The 21,265-nt window shown below is 71.3% G+C and carries 9 protein-coding genes and 1 pseudogene; 4 read left to right on the top strand and 6 right to left on the bottom strand.

The genetic code is table 11. The features are described from left to right. Positions 1-161 precede the first annotated feature (161 nt). Positions 162-509 (top strand): NTP pyrophosphohydrolase, encoded by a 348-nt coding sequence (locus ACIA6T_RS09135; protein WP_399445909.1) that lies wholly within the window; start codon positions 162-164, stop codon positions 507-509. A 53-nt stretch (positions 510-562) separates the two neighbouring features. Continuing rightward, on the top strand, positions 563-1,537 hold the full coding sequence (locus ACIA6T_RS09130; RefSeq protein ID WP_399445908.1) for an endonuclease/exonuclease/phosphatase family protein: 975 nt from the start codon (positions 563-565) through the stop codon (positions 1,535-1,537). Positions 1,538-1,546: 9 nt separating this feature from the next. Here ACIA6T_RS09130 and ACIA6T_RS09125 read toward each other — a convergent pair whose 3' ends face one another. The 5 genes from ACIA6T_RS09125 to ACIA6T_RS09105 form a co-directional block, all read right to left on the bottom strand. Continuing rightward, the gene (locus tag ACIA6T_RS09125; RefSeq protein WP_399445907.1) at positions 1,547-4,288 is read right to left on the bottom strand and encodes a CDP-glycerol glycerophosphotransferase family protein; all 2,742 of its coding nucleotides are present in this window, start codon (positions 4,286-4,288) and stop codon (positions 1,547-1,549) included. Between the two features lie 50 nt (positions 4,289-4,338). Beyond that, entirely contained in the window at positions 4,339-5,814 is a 1,476-nt protein-coding gene (locus ACIA6T_RS09120; protein WP_399445906.1) for a glycosyltransferase family 2 protein, read from the bottom strand. Between the two features lie 21 nt (positions 5,815-5,835). After that, positions 5,836-8,586, bottom strand: a complete 2,751-nt coding sequence (locus ACIA6T_RS09115; RefSeq protein WP_399445905.1) for a glycosyltransferase — start codon at positions 8,584-8,586, stop codon at positions 5,836-5,838. Beyond that, the gene (locus tag ACIA6T_RS09110; RefSeq protein WP_399445904.1) at positions 8,583-10,391 is read right to left on the bottom strand and encodes a stealth family protein; all 1,809 of its coding nucleotides are present in this window, start codon (positions 10,389-10,391) and stop codon (positions 8,583-8,585) included. Before ACIA6T_RS09110 ends, ACIA6T_RS09115 begins: the two co-directional genes overlap by 4 nt. 317 nt (positions 10,392-10,708) lie before the next feature. Continuing rightward, positions 10,709-11,773 (bottom strand): hypothetical protein, encoded by a 1,065-nt coding sequence (locus tag ACIA6T_RS09105; RefSeq protein ID WP_399445903.1) that lies wholly within the window; start codon positions 11,771-11,773, stop codon positions 10,709-10,711. 343 nt (positions 11,774-12,116) lie between these two features. Here ACIA6T_RS09105 and ACIA6T_RS09100 point away from each other — a divergent pair, with 343 nt between their 5' ends. Both ACIA6T_RS09100 and ACIA6T_RS09095 read left to right on the top strand, forming a co-directional pair. Beyond that, the gene (locus ACIA6T_RS09100; protein WP_399445902.1) at positions 12,117-13,223 is read left to right on the top strand and encodes an LCP family protein; all 1,107 of its coding nucleotides are present in this window, start codon (positions 12,117-12,119) and stop codon (positions 13,221-13,223) included. A gap of 24 nt (positions 13,224-13,247) precedes the next feature. Further along, positions 13,248-13,701, top strand: a pseudogene (locus tag ACIA6T_RS09095) (NTP pyrophosphohydrolase). Positions 13,702-13,723: 22 nt separating this feature from the next. Here the strand turns inward: ACIA6T_RS09095 and ACIA6T_RS09090 are convergent. After that, positions 13,724-21,220, bottom strand: a complete 7,497-nt coding sequence (locus ACIA6T_RS09090) for an SDR family NAD(P)-dependent oxidoreductase (RefSeq protein WP_399445901.1) — start codon at positions 21,218-21,220, stop codon at positions 13,724-13,726. Positions 21,221-21,265 lie beyond the last annotated feature (45 nt).

Here is a 21,265-nt window from a genome sequence, read left to right as displayed (position 1 = left end):
CGCTCCGTCGGCCATGCCGGAGAGGCGTGGGAACCGTGTGCCGGTCACGCGGTTCCCACGCCTCTTCCGCTTGGCCCCCGACCGCCGTCGACGCTCCGCACGAGCACACGCGATCCCTCTCGCGCGGAAACCGTCGGGCGCCACGTGCGACCCTGGTCCACATGAGGGAACTGCTGGTGGTCGACGGAGCCAACGTCGTCGGATCCGTACCGGACGGCTGGTGGCGGGACCGGCGGGGCGCGGCCGAGCGGCTGCGCGACCTCCTGCTGAACCACGCCGAGCGGACCGGTGCCGATGTGGTGCTGGTGGTCGAGGGGGCCGCCCGGGGCGTGGAATCCGTCCCAGGTGTACGCGTCGAGTCGGCGGCCGGCAGCGGGGACGATCACATCGTGGCCCTGGTGGAGCGGGCCGAGCAGCCCGTGGTCGTGGTCACCGCCGACCGTGCGCTCAGGCGCAGGGTCGGCGAGCTGGGCGCGACCTGCGTGGGTCCGCGGGCGGTGCGCCGGTGAGACTCGGCCGTCGGCCGCCGTCCCTTCGCCGTCGCGTCGGCAGGTGGCGCCGCATGCGCACCGGGCGGATCCTCGTGCTGCCGTTCCTGCTCACCACGGCCGTGCTCCTGGGCACCACCCCGTACGCGGCCCCGCCGTACGCCTCCGCCCCGCTCGCCGCAGACACCCCGTACCGGCTCTGGCACTGGAACATCGCCGGGAACACCCTGCACCGCGGCTCCGTCTCCGACGGGCTCATCGGCGCCCTGGTCTCCTCGGTCCTCAACCGCGACTCCGGCCTGGTCTCACTCAACGAAGTGTGCCGCGGGCAGTACGAGGCGGTTCAGGAGTGGCTCCGCGGGGCCGGCTGGCCGGCCGACCGAGGCAACTTCTCCCGGTTCACCGCCACGCTGACCCCCCGCAAGGGGCTGTGCCAGGGTTCCGAGCCGTACGGGATCGCGCTGTTCAGCAAATGGCCGCTGGGCCCGGCGAAGACCTACGTCCTGCCGTCCGACGGCACGGCGGAGCGCCGGGCGCTCCTGTGCGCGCCGCTCGCCGACCGTCCGGAGGTGACCTTCTGCACCACTCATCTGACGCCCCGCGCCTTCCCGGGAAGGGACGGCTCGCCCAACGACCGCCAGATCGCCGCCGTCCGGGCACGGCTCGACGCCTTCGCCACGGCCGGCCGGACCTATCTGGTGGCCGGTGACTTCAACGCCCAGCCACACCACACCCGCATGGACCGGATGTACGCGCCGTCCGTCGACCGCCGCACGGACCGCGGCGGGCGGGGTGCGCACCGCGAACTGGACGACGCGGACCGCGGGCACTGCGCCGGGCACGGCGAGCGGACCTTCTCCGTGCCCGCGCCCCGCCCCGGGCCGTGCGGCAGCGGCGTCAAGCTCGACTACCTCTTCGTACGCGCCGCCCGGATCAGCGGCGCGTACACGGCGGACTCCCTGGCCATACCGACCTCGTGCCACGGCGTACGCCTCTGCTCCGACCATCGGGCCCTGATCGGTACGGTGACGCTGCGCCGCGGCCGGTGAGGCGGGGCCTCACACGTCCGTTGCCGCGAGCTCCGCGATCGCGGCCGTCGCGCGGGCGCAGTTGTCGCGGTCCTCGAAGGCGAAGAAGGCGCGCGCCCGGTAGTCGTACTCCGGCTCGCGCTTGCACCCGTTGCCGAGGTAGCGGATCACTTCGGTCACCACTTCCTCGACGTTGCCGCACACCGGTCCGAACCCGTCGTACGCCGCCTCGAAGTACCCCTTTCTGGCGTGCTTGGCCCAGTACTCGTCCGGGTCGAACCTGGCGTAGACGAGCGGCGTGCCGAGATAGGCCATGTCGAAGTGGACCGAGGACCAGTCCGTGATGAACAGGTCGCACTGGCGCAGGGCCGTCTGAACACTGACCTTCGTCTGGTCCAGACGCTGCACTCGGGGGTGGTCCGGTACGACCCCGTCGACCATGTTCCGCATCTCGTAGTGCGGAAGGAAGTCGAGCACGTAGTCGTAGTGCTCCAGCGCCTCCATCAGCTTCGGGTGGCGCAGCAGCTGCACCATGAACTCCCGGTAGGTCGACTCCCGGAAGATCTCGTCGACCGCGTCCTGGTCGGCACCGTCCCCCTGAAGGTACGAGGGGATCGTCAGGTACTTGCGCCAGGTGGGCATCAGCAGGACACGCCGTCGGCCGCGGTCCGGCTGCAGCGCGTCGAAGCGCGGGAAGCCCAGCGCCTTGGCCTGGTCCCCGTAGTGCATGTGCTCGGAGAAGTACTGGGCCTCCCGGTCGCTGGTCGCGAACACCAGGTCCACACCGGTCCGGTTGCGGTGCAGGGCCTTGCTGCCGTCCTCGTCGGTGACCCCGTGCTGGAGGAAGACCCGTCGGGCCCCGACGCGCCAGTTGAGGTGCTTGAGGTACCTCGTGCGGTCCCAGCCGTCGGGGAGCATGTACGAGTCGATGTCGTAGGCGTTGATGAGCAGCGACGCGTGCAGCATCAGCAGTTTGTGCTTCCAGGAGCTGTGCGCCACCACGTTCCCCAGGCGCTTCAGCTTGGCCCGGTCCGCGCTGCCCTTCTCGATGATGTAGTAGGCCTTGCGGCGGCGCTCGTGCTTACGCAGATACGTGAACAGGTGCAGGCTGTTGTCCTGTGCGGTGTCCCTGCGCTCGCCGATCAGCCAGATCTCCTTGCGACGGAAGAACCGGAGCGTGGCCCGCCGGATGGCGCGGGCACGCCAGAAGGGCGCCTTGTGCTTCTTCTGCTCCTGGTCCAGGCCCTCGAGGAACTCCTCCCAGGCCTTGTCGCCGTTCCGGCCCTGCGCCTCCCGGACGACCAGGACGGCGTTGTCCTTGCCCTTCGACAGCGGAAGGACATAGCGGTCCGCGACCTTCATGGGACGGGCGCTGCGCAGCATCGCGGTGGTGATCATGCACGGGCGTGAGACATCACGGCCGGAGGTGCAGAACACCAGCTTCAGCGGGAACTCACCGTCCTTGAGGGCGTGTGCCGGGACGACCGCCTCGAATCCGCCCCAGGCGAGATCGTCACGCGTCGCCAGCAGGTCACTGCGCCACACCTGTCGCGCGGGCACCATCTGACCGCTCTTCTCCACCCACAGCTGCAGGGGATTGCGCATGGCGGCGCTCATGGGGAGTCCGTTGAGCACGAACCGGCCGGCCACGACGATCCCGCCGGTCTTGGCGTCCGCCTGGATCCGTTCCACGTGCACGCTGGTGGAGGAGACCTTCGTCAGCGGGAGCAACGAGCTCGGCACCGCGACGTCGAGGTAGAGGTCCCCGCCCCGCCCGTACACACCGCTGACCGTCTGCTCCGGGCGCGCGAAGAGCTCGTACCAGTTCATGTACATCGCCAGGAACGGCACCCGGTGGCGGGTGTCGTGGGTGGAGGCCAGGACCGCGTCGGGCGGCACCAGCGTGTAGACCGCGCGGGCCCGCTGGAAGAGCCGGAACAGCTCCTCCTCGGGCAGGACCTGCGGCGCGCGCAGGGCGAAACCCTGGTAGCTGCGCACCAGGAACCGGTTGAGGACCTCCTGCCGGTGGCCGGAGAGGCGGGAGCGGAGCGTCATCAGGTACTCCTCCAGAAGGAGGTGGTCCCAGTAGTTCTCCGTGCGCTCCCACAGCTTGTCCATCGTGGAGTCCTCGGCGGCGCGCTTGCGGTACCGGTAGACCGTGTTCGGCACCATCGCGATGCGGTCCGCGAGCAGCATGGCGGTGACCGAGAAGAACGCGTCCTCGAAGTGCACGCCCTCACGGAACCGGATGTCGTTCGCGCGGATGAACTCGACGTCGAAGAGTTTGTGGCAGGCGCTTCCGCCGTGGATCATCTCCGGGATGTTCTCGATTCCGGGATGCACCTGGACCTGCTTCCCGAAGTAGCGGAGCCAGGGCCAGTTGGTCTCCTCCGGGAACGTCTCCATCCGTCCGATGGTGAGCGGCACACGCTCTTTGACCGCGGTTCGCCACATGATTTCCAGGGCGTCCTCGGGCAGGACGTCGTCGGAGTCGCAGAACGTGATGTAACGGGCGCTGACCAGGTCCATTCCCGCGTTCCTGGCCCCGCCGGCCTTTCCCTCGGGATGCACGAACGCCCATACGTTCTGATATTGCCCGGCGAACTCCGCGGCAATCGCGGGCGAGCCGTCGCTACTGCCGTTGTCGACCAGGATCACCTGGCAGCGGTCGAACACCGTCTGGCGGGCCAGTGAGTCCAGGCACTCCTGGAGATATCTCTCCACGTTGAAGATGGGGACGACGACGGCGACGTCGTAGAGGGGATCGAACACCTATGACTCCTGTTTTCTGCCGAATACCCCATTTCTGGAGCGGATCGTGATCAGTGCTGGGTGGACTCGATGACGAGTTGGGCGTTCCCGCCGTCGGCGGTGACGCGCGCGGAACCGTGGAATCCGTTGACGGGCGGTTGCTGGGACAGGGCCGGGGAGACGGTGCAGGGGCGCGAGACGTCCCTGCCCCGGGTGCACAACACCAGACGCACGGGGAAGGAGCCGGCCGGGAACTCCCGGGGGTCGACGGTGACGCTGAAGACGGCTCCCTCCTGGCCCGGTTGGTCGTGGCCCTGCCCGTGGTTCACCGCCGGAAGGGTCTTGCCGCTCCGTTCGAACCAGACCTGCAGTTCGAGCTTGGCGAGCAGTTCGTCGGGGATCCCGTTGACCGAGAAGCGGCCGTGGACCACCGCCGTCCCGCCCTCGCCGGCGGAGACCCCCTCGATCCGGGCCGGAACGGACGTGACCTTCGTGAGCGGCAGCCCCCAGGACGTCCCCGGATAGTCGACGTAGAGGTCCCCCTCCCGGCCGAAGACCGAGCCGAGGACGGAGGCCGGACGGTAGAAGAGGTCGAAGTCCGCGAAGTGCAGCGCGAGATAGGGGAGTCGGTGCCTGGTGTCGTTCGTGCTCCGGGCGAACTGCTCCGAGGTGATTCCCCAGTAGAGCGTGCGACAGCGCTCGAAGAGCTTCCGGCAGTCGGCTTCGCCGAAGATCCGCGGCGCCCTCAGCAGGAAGCCCTGCATGCTGCGGATGAGGAACCGTTCCAGCGTCTCCTGCTGGTACGGCGTGAGTCCCTGACGCATACCCGCGAGGTACTCCAGCATCATCAGCTGATCGGCGTAGTTCTGCGGGAGGTCCCAGATGGTGTCCATGACGGAGGAGCCGTCACCGCGTCTGCGGTACTCGTAGACGAGGGCGTCGACCAGTGCGATGCGCTCCGAGAGCAGCAGCGCGGGCAGTGAGACATAGGCGTCCTCGAAGGCGGTGCCGGTACCGAACCGGATGCCCTGGGAGCGCAGCAGGTCGAGGTCGAAGATCTTGTTCCAGCAGGACGCCGAGTGGATCAGGTCGGGGATGTCGACGACGCTGCTCACCGTTTTGACGTTCTTGCCGAAGTATTTGTGCCACGGCGCCTTGACCGGCTTCGGGACATGCTTCTCGCGGCCCACGACGATCGTGGCCCTGGTTTTGACGATGGTGTTCCGGAGCACTTCCAGGGACCGCTCGGGCACGACGTCGTCGGCGTCCCAGAAGACGATGTACGGCGTCGAGGCCATGTCCATGCCCATGTTGCGCGCGTCGCCGGCCCGTCCCTGGGGCTGCGAGACCAGGTCGACGTTGGCGTACCGGCCGGCGAATTCGCTCGCGATCTCCACCGACCGGTCACTGCTGCCGTTGTCGACGAGAATCACATGGGCGCGCGCGAAGGCGGTCTGCGCGGCCACCGACTCCAGGAATTCGGCGAAGAAGTTCTGGACATCGCGGAACGGCACGACGACCGTCACGTCACGGTTGGCTTGGGACATGCTTCCTCCTGGCACACCACATCAATGGTTCAACTCCCGAACGAGACGATCGATCGCTTCCGACGCCCTCACGTTGTTCTGCTGGTCCCGGTACTCGAAGAAATTCTCCACCCGCCGCAGATACTCGGGCTCCCTCTCACACCCTCCCCGCATGTAGCGGACCACTTCGCCCACGACCTCTTCGACGGTTTCACCGACCGGCCCGAATCCGTCCCGGCGGGCGTCGAAATAGCCCTTCTGGTAATGCCCGTCCCAGTACTCCTCGGCATCGAACTGTGCGTACACCAGGGGAGTTCCGAGGTATGCGACGTCGAAGGCGGTGGACGACCAGTCCGTGACGAAGAGATCGCAGCGCCGCATGGCCTCCTGCACACTGACCTCGTTCTGGTCGATGATCCGGACCCGGTCGCGGTCCGGCACGATCTCCCCGACCATCGCGCGCATTTCGTAGTGCGGCAGGAACTGCAGTGTGTAGTCGTACCGGTCCAGGGCTGCCAGCAGCTCCGGGTCGTTCAGGAAACGGACCATGAAATCCCGGTAGCCGGAGGCGAGGAACCGGTCGCGCATGGCCTGTCGCGTCTCACGTCCGTCGCCGTCACGGCTGTACGAGGCGACGGTCAGATAGGCGCGCCACGTCGGCATGAACAGGACGGTGCGCCCGCCGCGCCCGGGGACCAGCGCGTCGAAGCGGGGGAAGCCGACGACCCCCACCTGCCCCTCGTAGCCGAGTTCCTCCGACAGGAACCGCCCCTCGCGCCGACTCACCGCGAGGATGAGGTCGACGCCCGTGCGGTTGCGGTGCAGGCCCTTGCTGACGTCCTTGTCCGTCACACCGTGCTGCAGGAAGACCCGGCGGGCACCCACGCGCCAGTTCAGATGCTTGAGGTAGCGGGTCCGGTCCCAGCCGTCGGGCAGCATGTAGGTGTCGATGTCGTAGGCGTTGACCAGCACGGACGCATGCAACATCAACAGCTTGTGCTTCCAGGAGCTGTGGGTGACGACGTGCCCGAGCCCCGCCAGACGGGCCCGGTCGGGGCTGCCGGCCCGGATGACGTAGTACGCCCCGCGCCGCTTGCCCGCGGTGCGCGCGTGCCGGAACAGGTGCCAGCCGTTGTCCTGCGCGGTGTCGCCCCGCTCACCGAACAGCCAGATGTCCCGGCCGAGGAGCAGCGGTTTCAGCGGCTTCGTGAACAGCCGTAGCAGGCGCTGCTTCCAGAACGGCCGACGGCGCAGCACATGCTTGGCGTCCTTGGCGAGGAGACTGCCCGGGATACCGCGGGCGAGCCGGCGCGCCGTGCCGGAGACCATGAGGATCGCCCGGTTCTTCCCTTTCCAGTGCGGCACGACCCGTGTTCCGCCGTGCTCGACCACGCGCGCCCCGCGCAGATAGCCCGCGGCGACCAGACACGGGGTGACCGCCTGGCCACCCTCGGAGTCGATGACGAATTCGAGGTCGTGGACCCCCTTCCGCAGGGCGTCGAAGGGCAGGTCGGCGGTGAAGCCGCCCCATTCCGTGTCGGGTCGGGTGTTCCTCAGGTCCCGCCGGCGGATCTGCGTGGCGGGGACGCTGAGGCGGCTCCCTCGGACACGCAGGCCGAGGTGCCCCGCCAGGGGCCGGACCATGGGCATGCCGCTGACCTCGAACCGTCCGGAGAGCCGCAGCGTCCCGGTTCCCGGCACCCGGCGAACGTGCTCCAGATGAGCGGTGAAGGGCGCGGCCTGCGCCAACGGGGCCAGTTGGTCCGGCAGTTCACCGATGAGGTACGGGCGCCCGTCACGCACGGAGAGCTTGTGCAGCCTGGCCGCCCGATCCGCGAACAGGCCGAAGTCCCCGGTGAGGAAGGCCAGATAGGCCACGCGATGGCGGGCGTCCGCGGTGGCCCTGACGATCACGTCGGGCGAGACGCCCCAGTAGACCGCGCGGCACCGCGAGTAGATGTCCTCCAGCTCCGCCCCTTGGAAGAGGTCGGGTGCCCGGAGCGCGAAGCCCTGGTAGCTCCGGACCAGGAAGAGATCGAGCACGGCCTTCGAGTTTTCCGGGAGGCCCGCGCCCAGCCGGTGCAGGTACTCCACGAGCTGGAGGTGGTCCCAGTAGTTCTGCCGCCGCGTCCAGATCGCGTCCATGGTCGAGTTCCCCGCGGCGCGCTTGCGGTAGCGGTAGACACACGCGTCGACCAGGGCGAGCCGGGTGGCGAGAACGAGCGCGGAGACGCCGACGTAGGCGTCCTCGAAGTGGACGCCTTCAGCGAAGCGGATGCCGTGGGAGCGCAGGTAGGAAAGGTCGAAGAGCTTGTTGCAGGCACTGGCGCTGTGCACCAGTTCAGGCATTTCGGCGAGGCTGTCGAACGTCCGGTCGCCCTTTCCGAAGTGCTCCTTCCAGGCCCAGTTGGTCGGCTTGGGGAACGTCTCCATCGCACCCACCACGACCTGGGCCCCCGTGGCCGAGGAGGCGTCCAGCATGCGTTCGAGCGCGGTGGGCGGGAGCACGTCGTCGGAGTCGCAGAAGGTGATACGCGGGCTGGTCGCCCGGTCCATGCCGAGGTTGCGGGCCGCTCCGGCGCCGCCGCCGTGGCGCACCAGCACCGTGGTGTTGGCGTGCCGACGGGCGAACTCCGCGCAGAGCCGGTAGGAGCCGTCCGTACTGCCGTTGTCGACGAGCACGATCTCGCAGCGCTCGAACACCGTCTGTGCCTCGATGGAGTCCAGGCACTCCTGGAGGTACTGCTCCACGTTGTAGACCGGCACGACCAGCGTGACGTCATAGGAATTCATGTGCGACGGAACTCACTCGCAGGCTCGAGGGCATTCTCGTATTCCGCTGCTTCATAAGGACTGGGCACCGGGAAATACGCTTCGAGGAAACGTTTCAGCATTTCCCGCTGCGCTTCCGGGTCAGCCGACTCCACCGTGTCGTTGAGGCAGAAGGTGTCCATGTTCCGGTTGGCGAGGAGTGTGTTCAGGCGCCTCTCGGCCAGATCGGCCGAGAGGTCGATGTACCGGTACTGGATGTCCCCCACCGTGGCCCGGGCGGAGTGGTATGCGAAATAGTGGTGCAGCGACGAGGCGATCGGCACGTCCTCAGGGGAACGGAAACGTGAATGCTGGGTGGTGGCGTGCTGCTCCGCGAAGGTCTCCTCGATTTCCTGAAGCACACTCCTGCGGAGCGCATGCGGCGTGTGCTTCATCTTCTGAGATATGGCGGTACCGAATTTCTGCGCGATGAGCCAACGGCTGTTCTTGCCCGCGGCGTTGACCGGAAGGTCGGTCGAGGAGACGGCGCCGCCCGGTATCAGCGCGGGTGAGGTGAAGAACTTGGTGATGCCGTTCGGATGGAAGAAATGCCCAGGCGTCACCGGCCGGCCGAAGAACACGTCGTCGTTCAGGTAGAGGAAGCACTCCGAGAGTCCCGGAATATGGTGCAGCTGACTCTCGATGGCGTGCGAGTTGAACGTCGGCAGGGCGGAGGCGTCGGAGAAGATCTCCCGGTGGTCCACCACCCGGAGGTTCGCGTGCTGCGCCTGGAGCCAGTACGGGGCCTGGCCCGCCGTCACGAGGTAGATGTTGCGCACCCAGGGGGCGTTCTGGTGGAGCGACCGCAGCGAGTACCGCAGTTCGTCACGACTGGTGTACCGCGAGTCGTTCGCCGCCTGCTCGTGCAGTCCGTCCGCGGAGAACCCCTGGCGGACACGGTCGCGCGACGCCCGCCAGACCGGGTCGGAGTCGTCGACCCAGGTGTAGACGACGTCGATGGGGAATTGGTGGTCCTCGGGGAGCGGCACGGCAAACTCGGCCAGGGTCCTCGCGTCCCCCGTGTGGTAGGCGGGAGGAATAGGGCTGAAGAGGCTCTGCGGCGCCGACTTGCGCGGGGCTCTCACCGGAACCGCGTCGATGACCCGGTTGGGGCGCGGGGCCCGCAGCTCCCCGTCCCGCTCCGTCCACATCTCCAGGTCGCATCCGGTGGCCGCGCCGAAGACCAGTTGCTGGGTGGGGTCGCACACGTACCACGCGACGCGCAGCACCTTGTTCTTGCGCAGCTGCCGCCATGACCGCTCGTCGTCGCCGGGCTCCATCCGCGCCTCGTCGCCGCCGGCGGGTCCCACATAGCCCGGGGCCTGCGCGAAGGCCAGCTGGAGCAGTTCCTCGACCAGCGGGCGGGACTCGGCGGGGACGGCGACGGCGGGCAGCCCGCTGTTCGTGCCCCGCACGCAGAAGTAGTCGACGCCCGCCGCCTCCAGAACGGAGACCACGATGTTCAGGTTGCGGGCGCGGGCAGCCCAGTCCGTCGCCCCCTCGACCAACAGCGCACGCATGTGGCGGCGGCCGACGCGGACGACCCGCTGGCTGTAGGCGGTGCTGTGCCGGGACGCCTTTCGCTTGCCCCCCATCGCCCAGACCACCGCGGCGGAGCGCACGGAGTCGGCGGCGGTGAGCGAGGACTTCACGGCCTTGCGGACCGGGGTCGGCACCCCGCGGACGATGCGCTGCCTCGCACCGGTCGGAACCGCAGACCGGTACGCCGAGATCAGCGCTCCGGCTTCAGGGTTCTCCGAGCCACCCACGAGGCATCCACCATCCATACCCGGCAGCTCCGCCCTCCAAGGATGTCGCACACCCCTCCGTGGGGGCCTTGGCGTGGAAGAAGCTCGCATTACCAGACGCAGGGCTCGTCACCCCGATTCGACTGCGATCACCGCATAACGGTGAACCATCAAACTTTCACATGATGGTTTCCTGAAAGTCCAGGTCAGGACAGCCTGTGGACAACTTGTGATGCGTGACAATCATCACCGATGACCCGTACAACCATTTGTGGATCTAGATTTCCAGCATGATCTGGCGTGGTGACGCGCCGTGAGTTGGCAGGTTTCGTCGGTCCGGGGCGGTGAGGGCCGGCTCAGTCGCCCGGCAGGCGGTCCCAGTCGGACAGGGTGAGGCCGGGTTCCGGCCGCTGCCGGTTCACCAGGACGGCGCCGTCCGCGGTGACCGCCGCCATGACGACCCGGCCCCGCCCGTCCAGCGCCAGCGCCGGAGTGCCGATACAGGTCACCCCCGTGTCGGACCACCACAGTCCACCGGACTCCGCGCCGGTGCCGCAGACGCCGATCACGGCTGTTCCCGTACGTCCCTGGTGGGCCAGGACCGTGCAGTCGTAGCCGTCGACGGAGGCACGGAGCGTGGCGTGGGGTCCCTCGCCCGGGGCCCCACCGACGGGGAAGGCCCACTCGCCGGGCCGTTGCGCGTAGACGCCCGTCCCACTCTGCTCGGACCAGTACGCGGTGAACACGCCGGGGGCGGTCTCGAGGAGCGCGGCAGAGCCGGGTACCGGAGCGGGCGAGAGGTCCTGCGCCCGGCGCAGGTCGGCTCCGGGCTCCGTCTGCACCCAGCGCATGACCGACCGGTTCCCCGGCGCGAGGAGTTCGACCAGTCCGGCGGAGTTCGCCGCTGCGGCCGGCCCGCCCTCGACCGCGCCGCCGCGCAGGTCCTTCCAGGCCTCCCACGCCCCGCTCTTGGATTCGCGCCGCAGCATGACCCCGCCGGGGCCGCCGGAGACGAAGACGTGGACCGTGCCCTGTCCGTCGACGGCGGCGGTCGGCACGCCGAGTGTCGCGGCGTCCCTCGGGTCGCGGTACGGGTTGCCCAGAGAACGCCAGTCCCCCAGCGTTCGGCCCGACTGGTACTGCACGGCGTAGAGCAGGTCGACCTTCGGCGCGTCCCCGCCCGTCCGCTTCTCCCTGCGCCCGAGGAAGTGCGCGTAGCGATTGGCCCCTTGGGCGACGGCGAGCCCGGTCAGCCCCTCAGCGGGGAAGAAGTCCGGCCCGCTCCAGCGCCCGCTGCCGACCGCGGTCTCCGTCCAGCGGTGCACACCGCCTTCGACGAGCGCGTACACGGCGAGGCGGTCGTCGTTCCCGCGCAGCAGCCACGACCCCGTGGCCACCGCCTGCGCACCTCTGCCGCGCATGTGTGCCGTCCCTTCCCGCGCCGGGCCCCGGTATCCACGGATGACCCCAGAATCCGCCACATCATAAGCACGTCCGAACAAGCGTCCCGTTGCCCCGTCGGCGCCGCACGAGCCTCGGGTCGCGGTCGCCGGAACGGATCCGGGAGCGGCCGGAAGCACCGGGGGCGGGACGGCCGGCCGTACTCACCGGGGCACACAACCGGGCACATTGCTCAAAAGAGTTTTCGAGCACCTGTCTATAGTTCAATGCCAACCAAGCGTCAGCCGAGCAGCACCGACCCGGCCCCTCACGGGAGCGGCCTGCTGCCCTTGCCCACCGGGCACGAGTTGCGAGGACCCCGCCGTGAGTCACGACCTGAGCACGCCTGTGCCGCCTGCCGACCACACCCCGCCCGACAAGCGGGGCAACCGCAGAGCTCAGAAGAAGAAGCGACGTACCGGCCGGATCGTACTCTTCTCCCTGCTCGCCCTCGTCCTCGTCCTGGGCGGCACCGCCTATTGGCTCTACTCGTCCCTGGACTCCAAGCTCAAGGACAATGCCGTCGACCTCGACAAGGCCCTCGGCGACGACTCCTCCCGCCCCGCGAAGAAGGCCGCGGCGGGCGACGCGATGAACCTGCTGGTGCTCGGCTCCGACTCGCGGGCCGGTGACAACGGCGACCTGGCCGGTGGGAACGTGAGCGGACAGCGGTCGGACACCACGTTGCTGGTGCACATAGCCAAGGGCCACACCGAGGCGGTCGCGGTGAGCATCCCGCGCGACACCCTGGTGACCCGGCCCGAGTGCACCACGGAGAGCGGCAAGGTGCTGCCGGAGGCGAAGCGCGTGATGTTCAACGCGGTCTACGCCCTCGGCGGGCCGGCCTGCACGGCGAAGACCGTCGAGTCGATGAGCGACGTCCGCATCGACCACCTGGTGGAGCTCGACTTCTCCGGCTTCAAGCAGATCGTGGACGAGGTGGGTGGCGTCACCGTGAAGCTGGACGAGCCGATCGACAACGATCAGCTGCAGCTGGGGACGGGCACACACCGCCTGGACGGTGACCAGTCCCTGCAGTTCGTCCGCACCCGGCACGGCTACGGCGACGGCAGCGACCTGGGCCGCATCGAACTCCAGCAGAAGTTCCTCAAGGCGCTGATCAGCGAGGTGCAGAAGCAGGACCTGCTGACCAGCCCCACCAAGGCCTACTCCATCGCCCGGTCCGCAACCGGCGCGCTCACCACCGACAAGGAACTCGCGTCGCTGACCGCCCTCGCCGACTTCGCCCAGAGCGTCAAGGGCATCGACGCCGAGGGCATGGAGACGGTCATGCTGCCGGTCACGTACGACAAGGTCGACCCGAACCGGGTGGTCGCCGTCGAGTCGAAGGCGGAGAAGCTGTGGACGGCGATCCGCGACGACACCGAGATCCCGGCGGAACTGCTCAAGGACGCCAAGAAGACCGGCTGACCCCTGAGGAGCAACGGGCCCCGCATGCCGCATCGAAACGGGACGTACGGGGCCTGTTCGGCAGGCCGACCGGTCACCTTTCCCGGCTACGGGCCTCCTCGCTGCGGCCCTGGGCCGGGCGTCGACGCCGTGAACGTCGTCGGGTCGGTGCCCGACGGGTGGTGGCGGGACCGGCGGGGGGCCGCGGAGCGGCTGCGTGACCGGCTGGCCGCGGACGGTCTGCCCGGTCGTTCCGGTCCGGTGGAGATCGTGCTGGTGGAGATCGTGCTGGTGGTCGAGGGTGCGGCGCGCGGGGTGGAGTCGGTGCCGGGGGGTTCGTGTGGAGTCCGCTCCGGGCAGTGGTGACGATCACGTGGTCGCGCTGGCGGCCGGGGCGGGAGACCGCCCGGTCCTGGTCGTCACGGCCGACCGTGAGCTGCGCCGCGGGGTGACCGCCGTGGGCGCGGAGGTCGCCGGTCCGCGGTCCGTGCCCCGCTGAGACCGGCGACGTCCGGTGCCCTCTAGGTGTCGGCGTTCAGGTCCAGCCGCTGGTGGATCAGGCGGGCGAAGTGGGCCAGGGTGCGTCCGGTGGCCAGGTCGGCCGGGCCGAGGCGGATGTCGAACAGGTCCCTCGTCCGGACCAGGAACTGCATGCCCAGCAGCGAGTCCAGTCCGAAGTCGGTGACGTTGCGCGTGGGGTCCAAGTCGGCCGGGTCGGTCTGCAGGACGCCCGCGAGGAGCCGGGCGATCGTCTCGGTGATCCTGTGCACCGCCTCGTCCGCCGGGAGGTCCGCCAGTGTGCTCAGGAGTTCGTTGCGGGCGTCCGGGGAGGCCGTGGAGGAGGACGGGATCAGCGGGGCGAACCGGGGGGTGGCCAGGGCGGGCAGCAGATGGCGTGCGGCTCCCCAGCGGTAGCGGCCCGCTCCGGCGACGTCGGTGCCGGCGGCCAGGAGGCGGTCGGCGGTGGCGAGGACCTCGGCGGGGGTGAGCAGTTCGAGGCCGCGTGCGGTCATGGCGGGGCCCATGCCGCTGCGGGCGACGTAGCCGGTCTCGCCGATCGGGCCCCAGGCCAGTGCCGTACCCGGCCGGCCGGCGGCGCGCCGGGCCCGGGTGAGGGCTTCCAGGTGGGCGTTGGCCGCCGCGTAGGCGGCCTGGCCCGGGTTGCCGATGCCGGCGGAGACGGAGGAGTAGGTGAGGAACAGGTCCAGGTCGCGGTCGGCGGTGAGGCGGTCCAGGAGGGCCGCGCCGCCCGCCTTGGGCGCCAGTACGGCGGCGAACCGGTCGTCGGTGAGGTCGGCCAGCACCGCGTCGTCCATGTGCATCGCCGCGTGGACGACGCCGCGCAGGGGGTGTCCGGTGGCGTCGACGGCGTCGAGGACCCGGCGCAGCGCGGTTTCGTCGGTGACGTCGGCGGCGTGAGCGGTGGCGCGCACGCCCCGGTCGGTGAGTTCCCGGAGGAGGGCGGGCGCGTCGGGGGCGTCGGGTCCGCCGCGGGAGAGCAGGGCCAGGTGCCGGGCCCCGCGGTCGGCCAGCAGGCGGGCGGTGGCGGCGCCGAGTCCGCTCAGTCCGCCGGTGATCAGATAGGTGCCCTCGCCGTCGAGGCGGAGGGTGCCGGGTGCGGGTTCCACGGGGACGGGTTCGTCGAGGGGGTCGAAGGTGACGACGACCTTGCCGGTGTGCCGGGAGTGCTGCAGGAGGTGGAAGGCCTCCTCGACGCGTGCGGCGGGGTAGGTCGTGTGGGGCAGGGGGCGGTAGGTGCCGGAGGCGGCCTCCGCCTCGAAGTCCGTGAGGAGCAGGGCGCCGAGTTCCGGGTCGTCGATGACGGCGTCGAGGTTGAAGCCGATGAAGGTGAGGCTGCGGTCGAAGGGGCGCAGTGTGACGGGGTTGTTGAGGAAGATGTCCTTCTTGCCGAGTTCGATGAAGCGGCCGTTGGGCCGTAGGAGGCCGAGGCCCTGGGCGATGGCCTCGCCGCTGAGGGAGTTCACCACGACGTCCACGCCCCGGCCGCCGGTCAGTTCCCGTACGCGGGGGACGAAGTCCAGGCTGCGTGAGTCGAGTACGTGCTCGGCGCCGAGGGTGCGCAGCAGGTCCCGTTTGGTCTCGGTGCCGGCGGTGGCGATGACGCGGGCGCCCTGGCGGCGGGCGCACTGCAGGACGGCCAGGCCCACCGCCCCGGCTCCGCCGTGGACGAGCACGGTCTCCCCGGGGCCGAGACGGGCCTGGTTGACGAGGGTCTGGTGGACGGTCAGGAAGGCGACGGGGAAGGTCGCCGCCTCCGTGAAGCCCAGCCCGTCGGGGATGCGGACGACGGCGGAGGCGGAGGTCGTCGCGTGGGAGGCGAGGGCGGCGGGCACGAGGCCGCAGACCCGGTCGCCGGGCTTCAGGTCCCGTACGCCCTCCCCCACGGCGCGTACGACGCCGGCGCCGTCGGTGCCCAGGCCGCGGCCGATCGGGCTGTTCTCCACCGCCTCGGGCGGCAGCAGGCCGTTGGCCCTCATGGGGTCCCGGTAGTTGAGGGCCACGGCCCGCATCTCGAGGGCCACCTCGCCCGGTCCGGGTACGGGGAGGTCCGTCTGCCGCCAGATCAGCCGTCGGCGCAGGCCGGGGTCGCGGGCTTCCAGGACGTACGGCGTGCCGGCGGGGACGCCGGGGGGTTCGTCCGCCGGGTGCTGGACCTGCCGGGGGACGAACCGGCCCCCGGCGGTCAGGACGATCTCGTCCTCCTGGGCGCCCGGGTCGTCGTCGCCGGGGACGAGGAGTTCGCCGGCCAGGCGGCGGGCGTCGGTGTGGGCGTCTCCGGTGCGGTGGCACGAGAGGCGTCGCAGGGACAGGTCGGGGCGCTCGTTGGCGAGGGTGCGGCAGGCCGCCCAGACGGCCGCGTCGTCCGGGTGGGAGGGCTGCTCCGGGGCCGGGAAGAGGCCGGTCGGGCGGGTGACGAGCCATACGCGGGGGCCGACGGTGCCCTTCGGTCCGTCGCAGGCGGTGGCCAGGGAGCGCAGGAGGGCCGCCCGGCGGGTGGTCCGTGCGACGGTGTCGTGCGGGCCCGGCTCGGCGAGCAGCAGGACGACACGCGGGCCGGTGTCCGTGGGCAGGGCCTCGCTCCAGGCGGCGGCCCGGTCGGGCGCGACGACGACGGCGGCCTTCCCGAGGAGGGCGGCCAGTGCCCGCGCGGTCGCCGTCTCGGTGTCGTCCTCGACGGCGATCACCCAGGTGGCGCCGGGGACCACTGGCAGCGGCTCGGTGTCCGGACCGTGGTCCCGGTCGTGGCCCGGACCGTGGTCCCGGTCGTGGCCCGGACCGTGGTCCCGGTCGCGGTCCGGACCGTGGTCCCGGTCGTGGCCCGGACCGTGGCCGCGGTCGCGGTCCGGGCCGCCGCCGCCGTCGTCGTCCGCCGCCGCGAGGAGGACGGAACGGTCCTCGGGCCCGGTCTGTGCCACACCGGAGAAGCCGCACCGCCGCAGCAGCGGTGCCCACCGGTCGCGGGGGAGGACGCGGGACGCCGGGCGCAGGGTGTGGTCGCCGCGCTCCCAGAAGTCGTCCAGCGTGCCGGAGAGCAGGGCCTGGAGCCGGGCGTGGTGCGGTTCGGTGGCCAGCAGGTGTCCGCCGGGGGCCAGCACCGTGCGCAGCCGGCGCAGGGTCGCGGCCAGGTCGGTGGTGGCGTGCAGGGCGTCGCCCGCGAGGACGAGGTCGAAACCGGACCGGGGCAGGCCCTGACCGATCAGGTCGGCGTCCGGGTCCAGGGTGCGGTGGTCGACGAAGTCGTAGGCGGCGAAGCGGTGTTCGGCGCGGGTGAGACCGCTGCCGGTGGGGGTGGTGCAGGTGTAGCGGGTCCGGTCGGCGGGCAGCACGGGCAGTGCCGCGGCGGTCAGGGCGGTGGTGGTCGCGCCGACTTCCAGGACGCGCAGCGGACGGTCGGCGGGCCAGCGGTCGACGATGTCGCCGAGCAGTGCCTGCACGGCGCGGTGGGCGAAGCGGTGGGCCGGGCCGGTCTCGTGGAGTTGCTCGTGCGCGCTGTCCCCGGCCGACAGGAGCTCGCGTGCGTCGACGCGTCCCCGTACCACGTCGGGCAGCCGGCGCAGCTGCCGGTTGAGGAGCAGCGTCTCGGCGCCGAACGGGGGGTGGTCCTCCACCAGGCCGCGCAGCAGCGCCTCGGCGTGGGTCTCCGCGCCGGTCAGCCGCCAGGTCTGTCCGGTCGTCCGGGCGAGGCCGTGCTCGGCCAGCAGGGGCAGCATCAGCCTCACCGCCCGCCGGTGCCGGGGTTGCAGGCCCCCGGCCACCAGGTCGCCCATGGAGAAGGGGGCCGCGGGGTCGGCGAGGAGGCCGTGCAGCGTCTCGGCCCAGCAGTGGGCGCCGGCCTGTTCGGCGGCGGCGGTGAACCGGTGGTGGCCGCTGTCGTCCAGGGCGGCGCGGGCGGCGGCGATACGCGGTCCGGCCGCGCGCGCGACCTCGGCGGGCGCGGGGAGCGGGGAGGGCGGGGCGGGGGTCCCCGGGTGGGGGGCGGCCCGGAGCACGGTGCGCTGGACGGTCAGCGGGGTGCGCTCGGTCAGGTGGCCCCGGCGGGTGCGGCAGCCGTCGATCTCGGCGGTGACCGTGCCGTCGGCGTCGGCGTAGGTGATGTCCCAGCACATCTCGTTGGCGCCGCGGCTGCGCCGGCGCAGGTGTACGACGCCGGTGGGCGCGGGGGTGCGCCACACGCGTACGGATCCGAACACGGTCGGCAGGAACGCGGCGGATTCCGTCTCCGCCCCGGCGAGGGCCACGGTGGCCTGCAGCGGCGCGTCGATCAGGACCGGGTGGGCGGTGTAGGCGTCGGCGGTGTGCGCCAGCCGGTAGGTGACCAGCACCTCTTCGTCGCCGACCTCGACACGGTCGATGAGCTGGAAGTCCGGCCCGCAGTTCAGCCCGATGCCGTGGCACGTCCGGTAGAAGTCGGGGCCGTCGACGCTCCGGTCGCAGCGGGCCCGGAGCGCGGTGAGGTCGAGCGGGTCCGGTGCCGTGCCGAGCAGGGTGCGGACCTGGGCGCGTACGACGGGCAGGCACTCCCCTCCGTGTTCCTCGCGGACGCTGATGGTCACGGCGCCGTCGTCGGGGGTGACCGCGGTCTGCAGCGCGACCGGTGTGGGGTCCGGCCACGGCACGGAGAGCGGACGGCCGATCTCCAGGTGCCGTACCTCGACCGGGCGGTCCAGGGCCCGGCGGCCGGCGCTCAGGGCCATCTCCACGTAGGCGGCGGCCGGCATGAGGACGTCGTCCCCGATCCTGTGGTCGCCCAGCCAGGGCACCAGTTGCGGTTCGACGGTGCCGTGCCACACGGGGTGCGGGGCGGGCATCCGCTCGCCCACCAGCGGATGGTCCAGCAGACCGCTGCCGCTGGTGCCCGCGACCCGGTCCTGCGCGGTGCCGTGCCAGTACCTCTCGTGCTGCCAGGCGTAGGCGGGCAGGTCGACCACCCGGCCCGGCCGGGGGAAGTGGTGCCGCCAGTCGGTGCCGGGGTCGGCGGCGAGCACGGCGGCGACGGCCGCCGCGGTCTCGCGGGGGCCGTCCCCGTCGCGGTGCAGGGTGGCGACGCAGACGGCGCCGGTGCGGCGCAGGTAGGGGCGCAGCACCGGGTGCGGGCCGATCTCGGCCAGGACGCCCGCGTGTCCGGCGGCGAGCAGGCCGGCGGCCTCGGCGAACCGGACGGGCTCGCGGACGTTGCGCCACCAGTACGCGGCGTCGAGTTCCGGCCCGTTCAGCCCGGTGCCGGTGACGGTGGAGACGAACGGGATGCGGGCGGGGGCGGGTTCGAGTCCGTCGAGGGCGTCGAGCAGCGGTTCCCGGATGGGGTCCATGGCCCGGCTGTGGAAGGCGTAGTCCAGGTCCAGTTCGCGGAAGAAGACGCCGCGGCCGGTCAGTTCGGCGCCCCAGGCGGCGAGTGCGTCGGCGTCCCCGGCGACGGTCACGTCGCTCTCGCTGTTGATCCCCGCGATCTCCAACGCGCCGTCGTGGCGGAGGAGTTCCTCGCGCGCCTGCGCCTCGGGCAGGCCGACGGCGGCCATCCGGCCCCGGCCGGCCGTGGCGCCCTGGGTGCGGCTGCGTACGGCGATCACCAACGCCGCCTGTTCGAGGGTGAGGACCCCGGCGGCGTGGGCGGCGGCGACCTCGCCGACGCTGTGTCCGGCCACCGCCCGCGGGCGCACGCCGTGCGAGGCGAGCAGCCCGGTCAGGCCGGCCTGGACGGCGAACAGGGCCGGCTGGGCCACCTCCGTACGCCGCCACTTCCGGGGGGAGGGGTGGGCCAGTTCCTTGGCCACCGACCAGCCGAGGTGGGGTGCCAGGGCCGCGTCGGCCTCCTCGACGGCCCGGCGGAAGGCCGGTTCGCCCTCCAGCAGGTCGGCGGCCATGCCCGGCCACTGGGAGGCGTTGCCGGAGAACACGAACGCGGTCCCGTCCCGCTCGCCCGTGCGCACGACGGCCCCGCGGGCGGGTTCCGCGGCCGTCAGCCGGTCCAGCTGCCGGGCGGCGTCCCGCGGGCCGGCGGCCAGTACGGTGGCGCGGTGCGGGTGCGCGGTGCGCCGTACGGTGCTGGTGTGGGCCAGGTCGTAGAACTCGCCGGGCTCCGTGTCCCGCAGTCGCTCCGCCATGCGGGCGGTCATCCGCTTCAGCGCCTTGGGGGACCGTGCGGAGACGACCAGCGGCAGCGGGCGCCCGTCCGGCACCGGGTGCGGCTCGGGCCGGCGGGCGGCGGGGGGCGGCGGGGTGACGACGGCGTGGGCGTTGGCCCCGCCGAAACCGAAGGCGCTCACTCCCACGGCGGCCCGCTCCCCCACCTCCAGCGGGACGGGTTCGACGGCGGGGGCCAGTCCCAGGCCGTCGAAGTCGATCCGGGGGTTGAGGGGAAGGGCGTGCAGGGACGCCGGCACCAGTCGGTGGCGCAGCACCAGGATCGCCTTGAGCAGGCCGGCCATCCCGGAGGCGGGCTCCAGGTGGCCGAGGTTCGACTTCACCGAGCCGATCGGCAACGGGCCGCCGCGCCGGTTCCGGCCCAGTGCCCGGCCGATGGCCTCGGCCTCCGCCGGGTCCCCGATCTGGGTGCCGGTGCCGTGGGCCTCGACGTAGACCAGGTCGTCGGCGTCGATCCCGGCCTCCGCGTAGACCGTGCGCAGCAGCGCCTCCTGCGTCTCGGCGCTGGGGACGATCATGCCGGTACTGCGGCCGTCGGTGTTGTTGCCGGTGGCGGCCAGTACGGCGTGGACGCGGTCGCCGTCCGCCACCGCGTCCGTGAGGCGCTTGAGGACGAGCACCGCGCCGCCCTCCGCGCGGACGAATCCGTCGGCGTCGGCGGAGAACGCCGCGCAGTGCCCGCGCCGCGACAGCATGCCCGCGTAGGAGAATCCGGCGAAGGAGTAGGGGTTCGACAGCACGTTGACACCGCCGGCCAGGGCGACGCGGCCGGTGCCCTCGCGCAGGGTGCGGCAGGCCCGGTCCAGGGCGACCAGGGCGGAGGAACAGGCCGTGTCGACGGCCATGCTCGGCCCGCGCAGGTCGAAGGCGTACGACATCCGGTTCGCCGTGATGGACAGGGTGGCGCCGGGCATGGTGTGCGGGCTCGTGTGGTCCTGCATCATCGACAGGTTCACGCCGTAGCCGGGGTCCGAGACGCCCACGTACACGCAGGTGTCCGATCCGGCCAGCGATTCGGCGGGGATGGCGGCGTCGTCCAGTGCCTCGGCGGTCATCTCCAGCAGCAGCCGCTGCTGGGGGTCGATGTGCCGGGCCTCCGCGGGGGACATGCCGAAGTAGGCGGCGTCGAACGAGGCGACGTCGTCGAGGAAGCCGCCGGCGGCGGTGTAGCTGCGGCCGGGGCGCACGGTCCCCGGGTCGACCGTACGGTCGCGGGGCAGCCGGTCGGCGGGCATCTCGCCGACCATGTCCCGTCCGTCGCGCAGCACGGACCACAGGCCGTCCAGGTCGGTGACGCCTCCGGGGAGCCGGCAACCCACGCCCACCACCGCCACGGCCCGTTCAAGCTGCTCCATCGCCAAGTCCCCGCCCCTTCACGCCGTTTGCTGGCCCTCGTGCGG

This window comes from Streptomyces sp. NPDC051740 (assembly GCF_044453165.1).
Classification (GTDB): domain Bacteria; phylum Actinomycetota; class Actinomycetes; order Streptomycetales; family Streptomycetaceae; genus Streptomyces; species Streptomyces atrovirens.
Note: the sequence above shows the minus strand (reverse complement) of the source record. Positions and strands in the feature narration are given on the sequence as shown.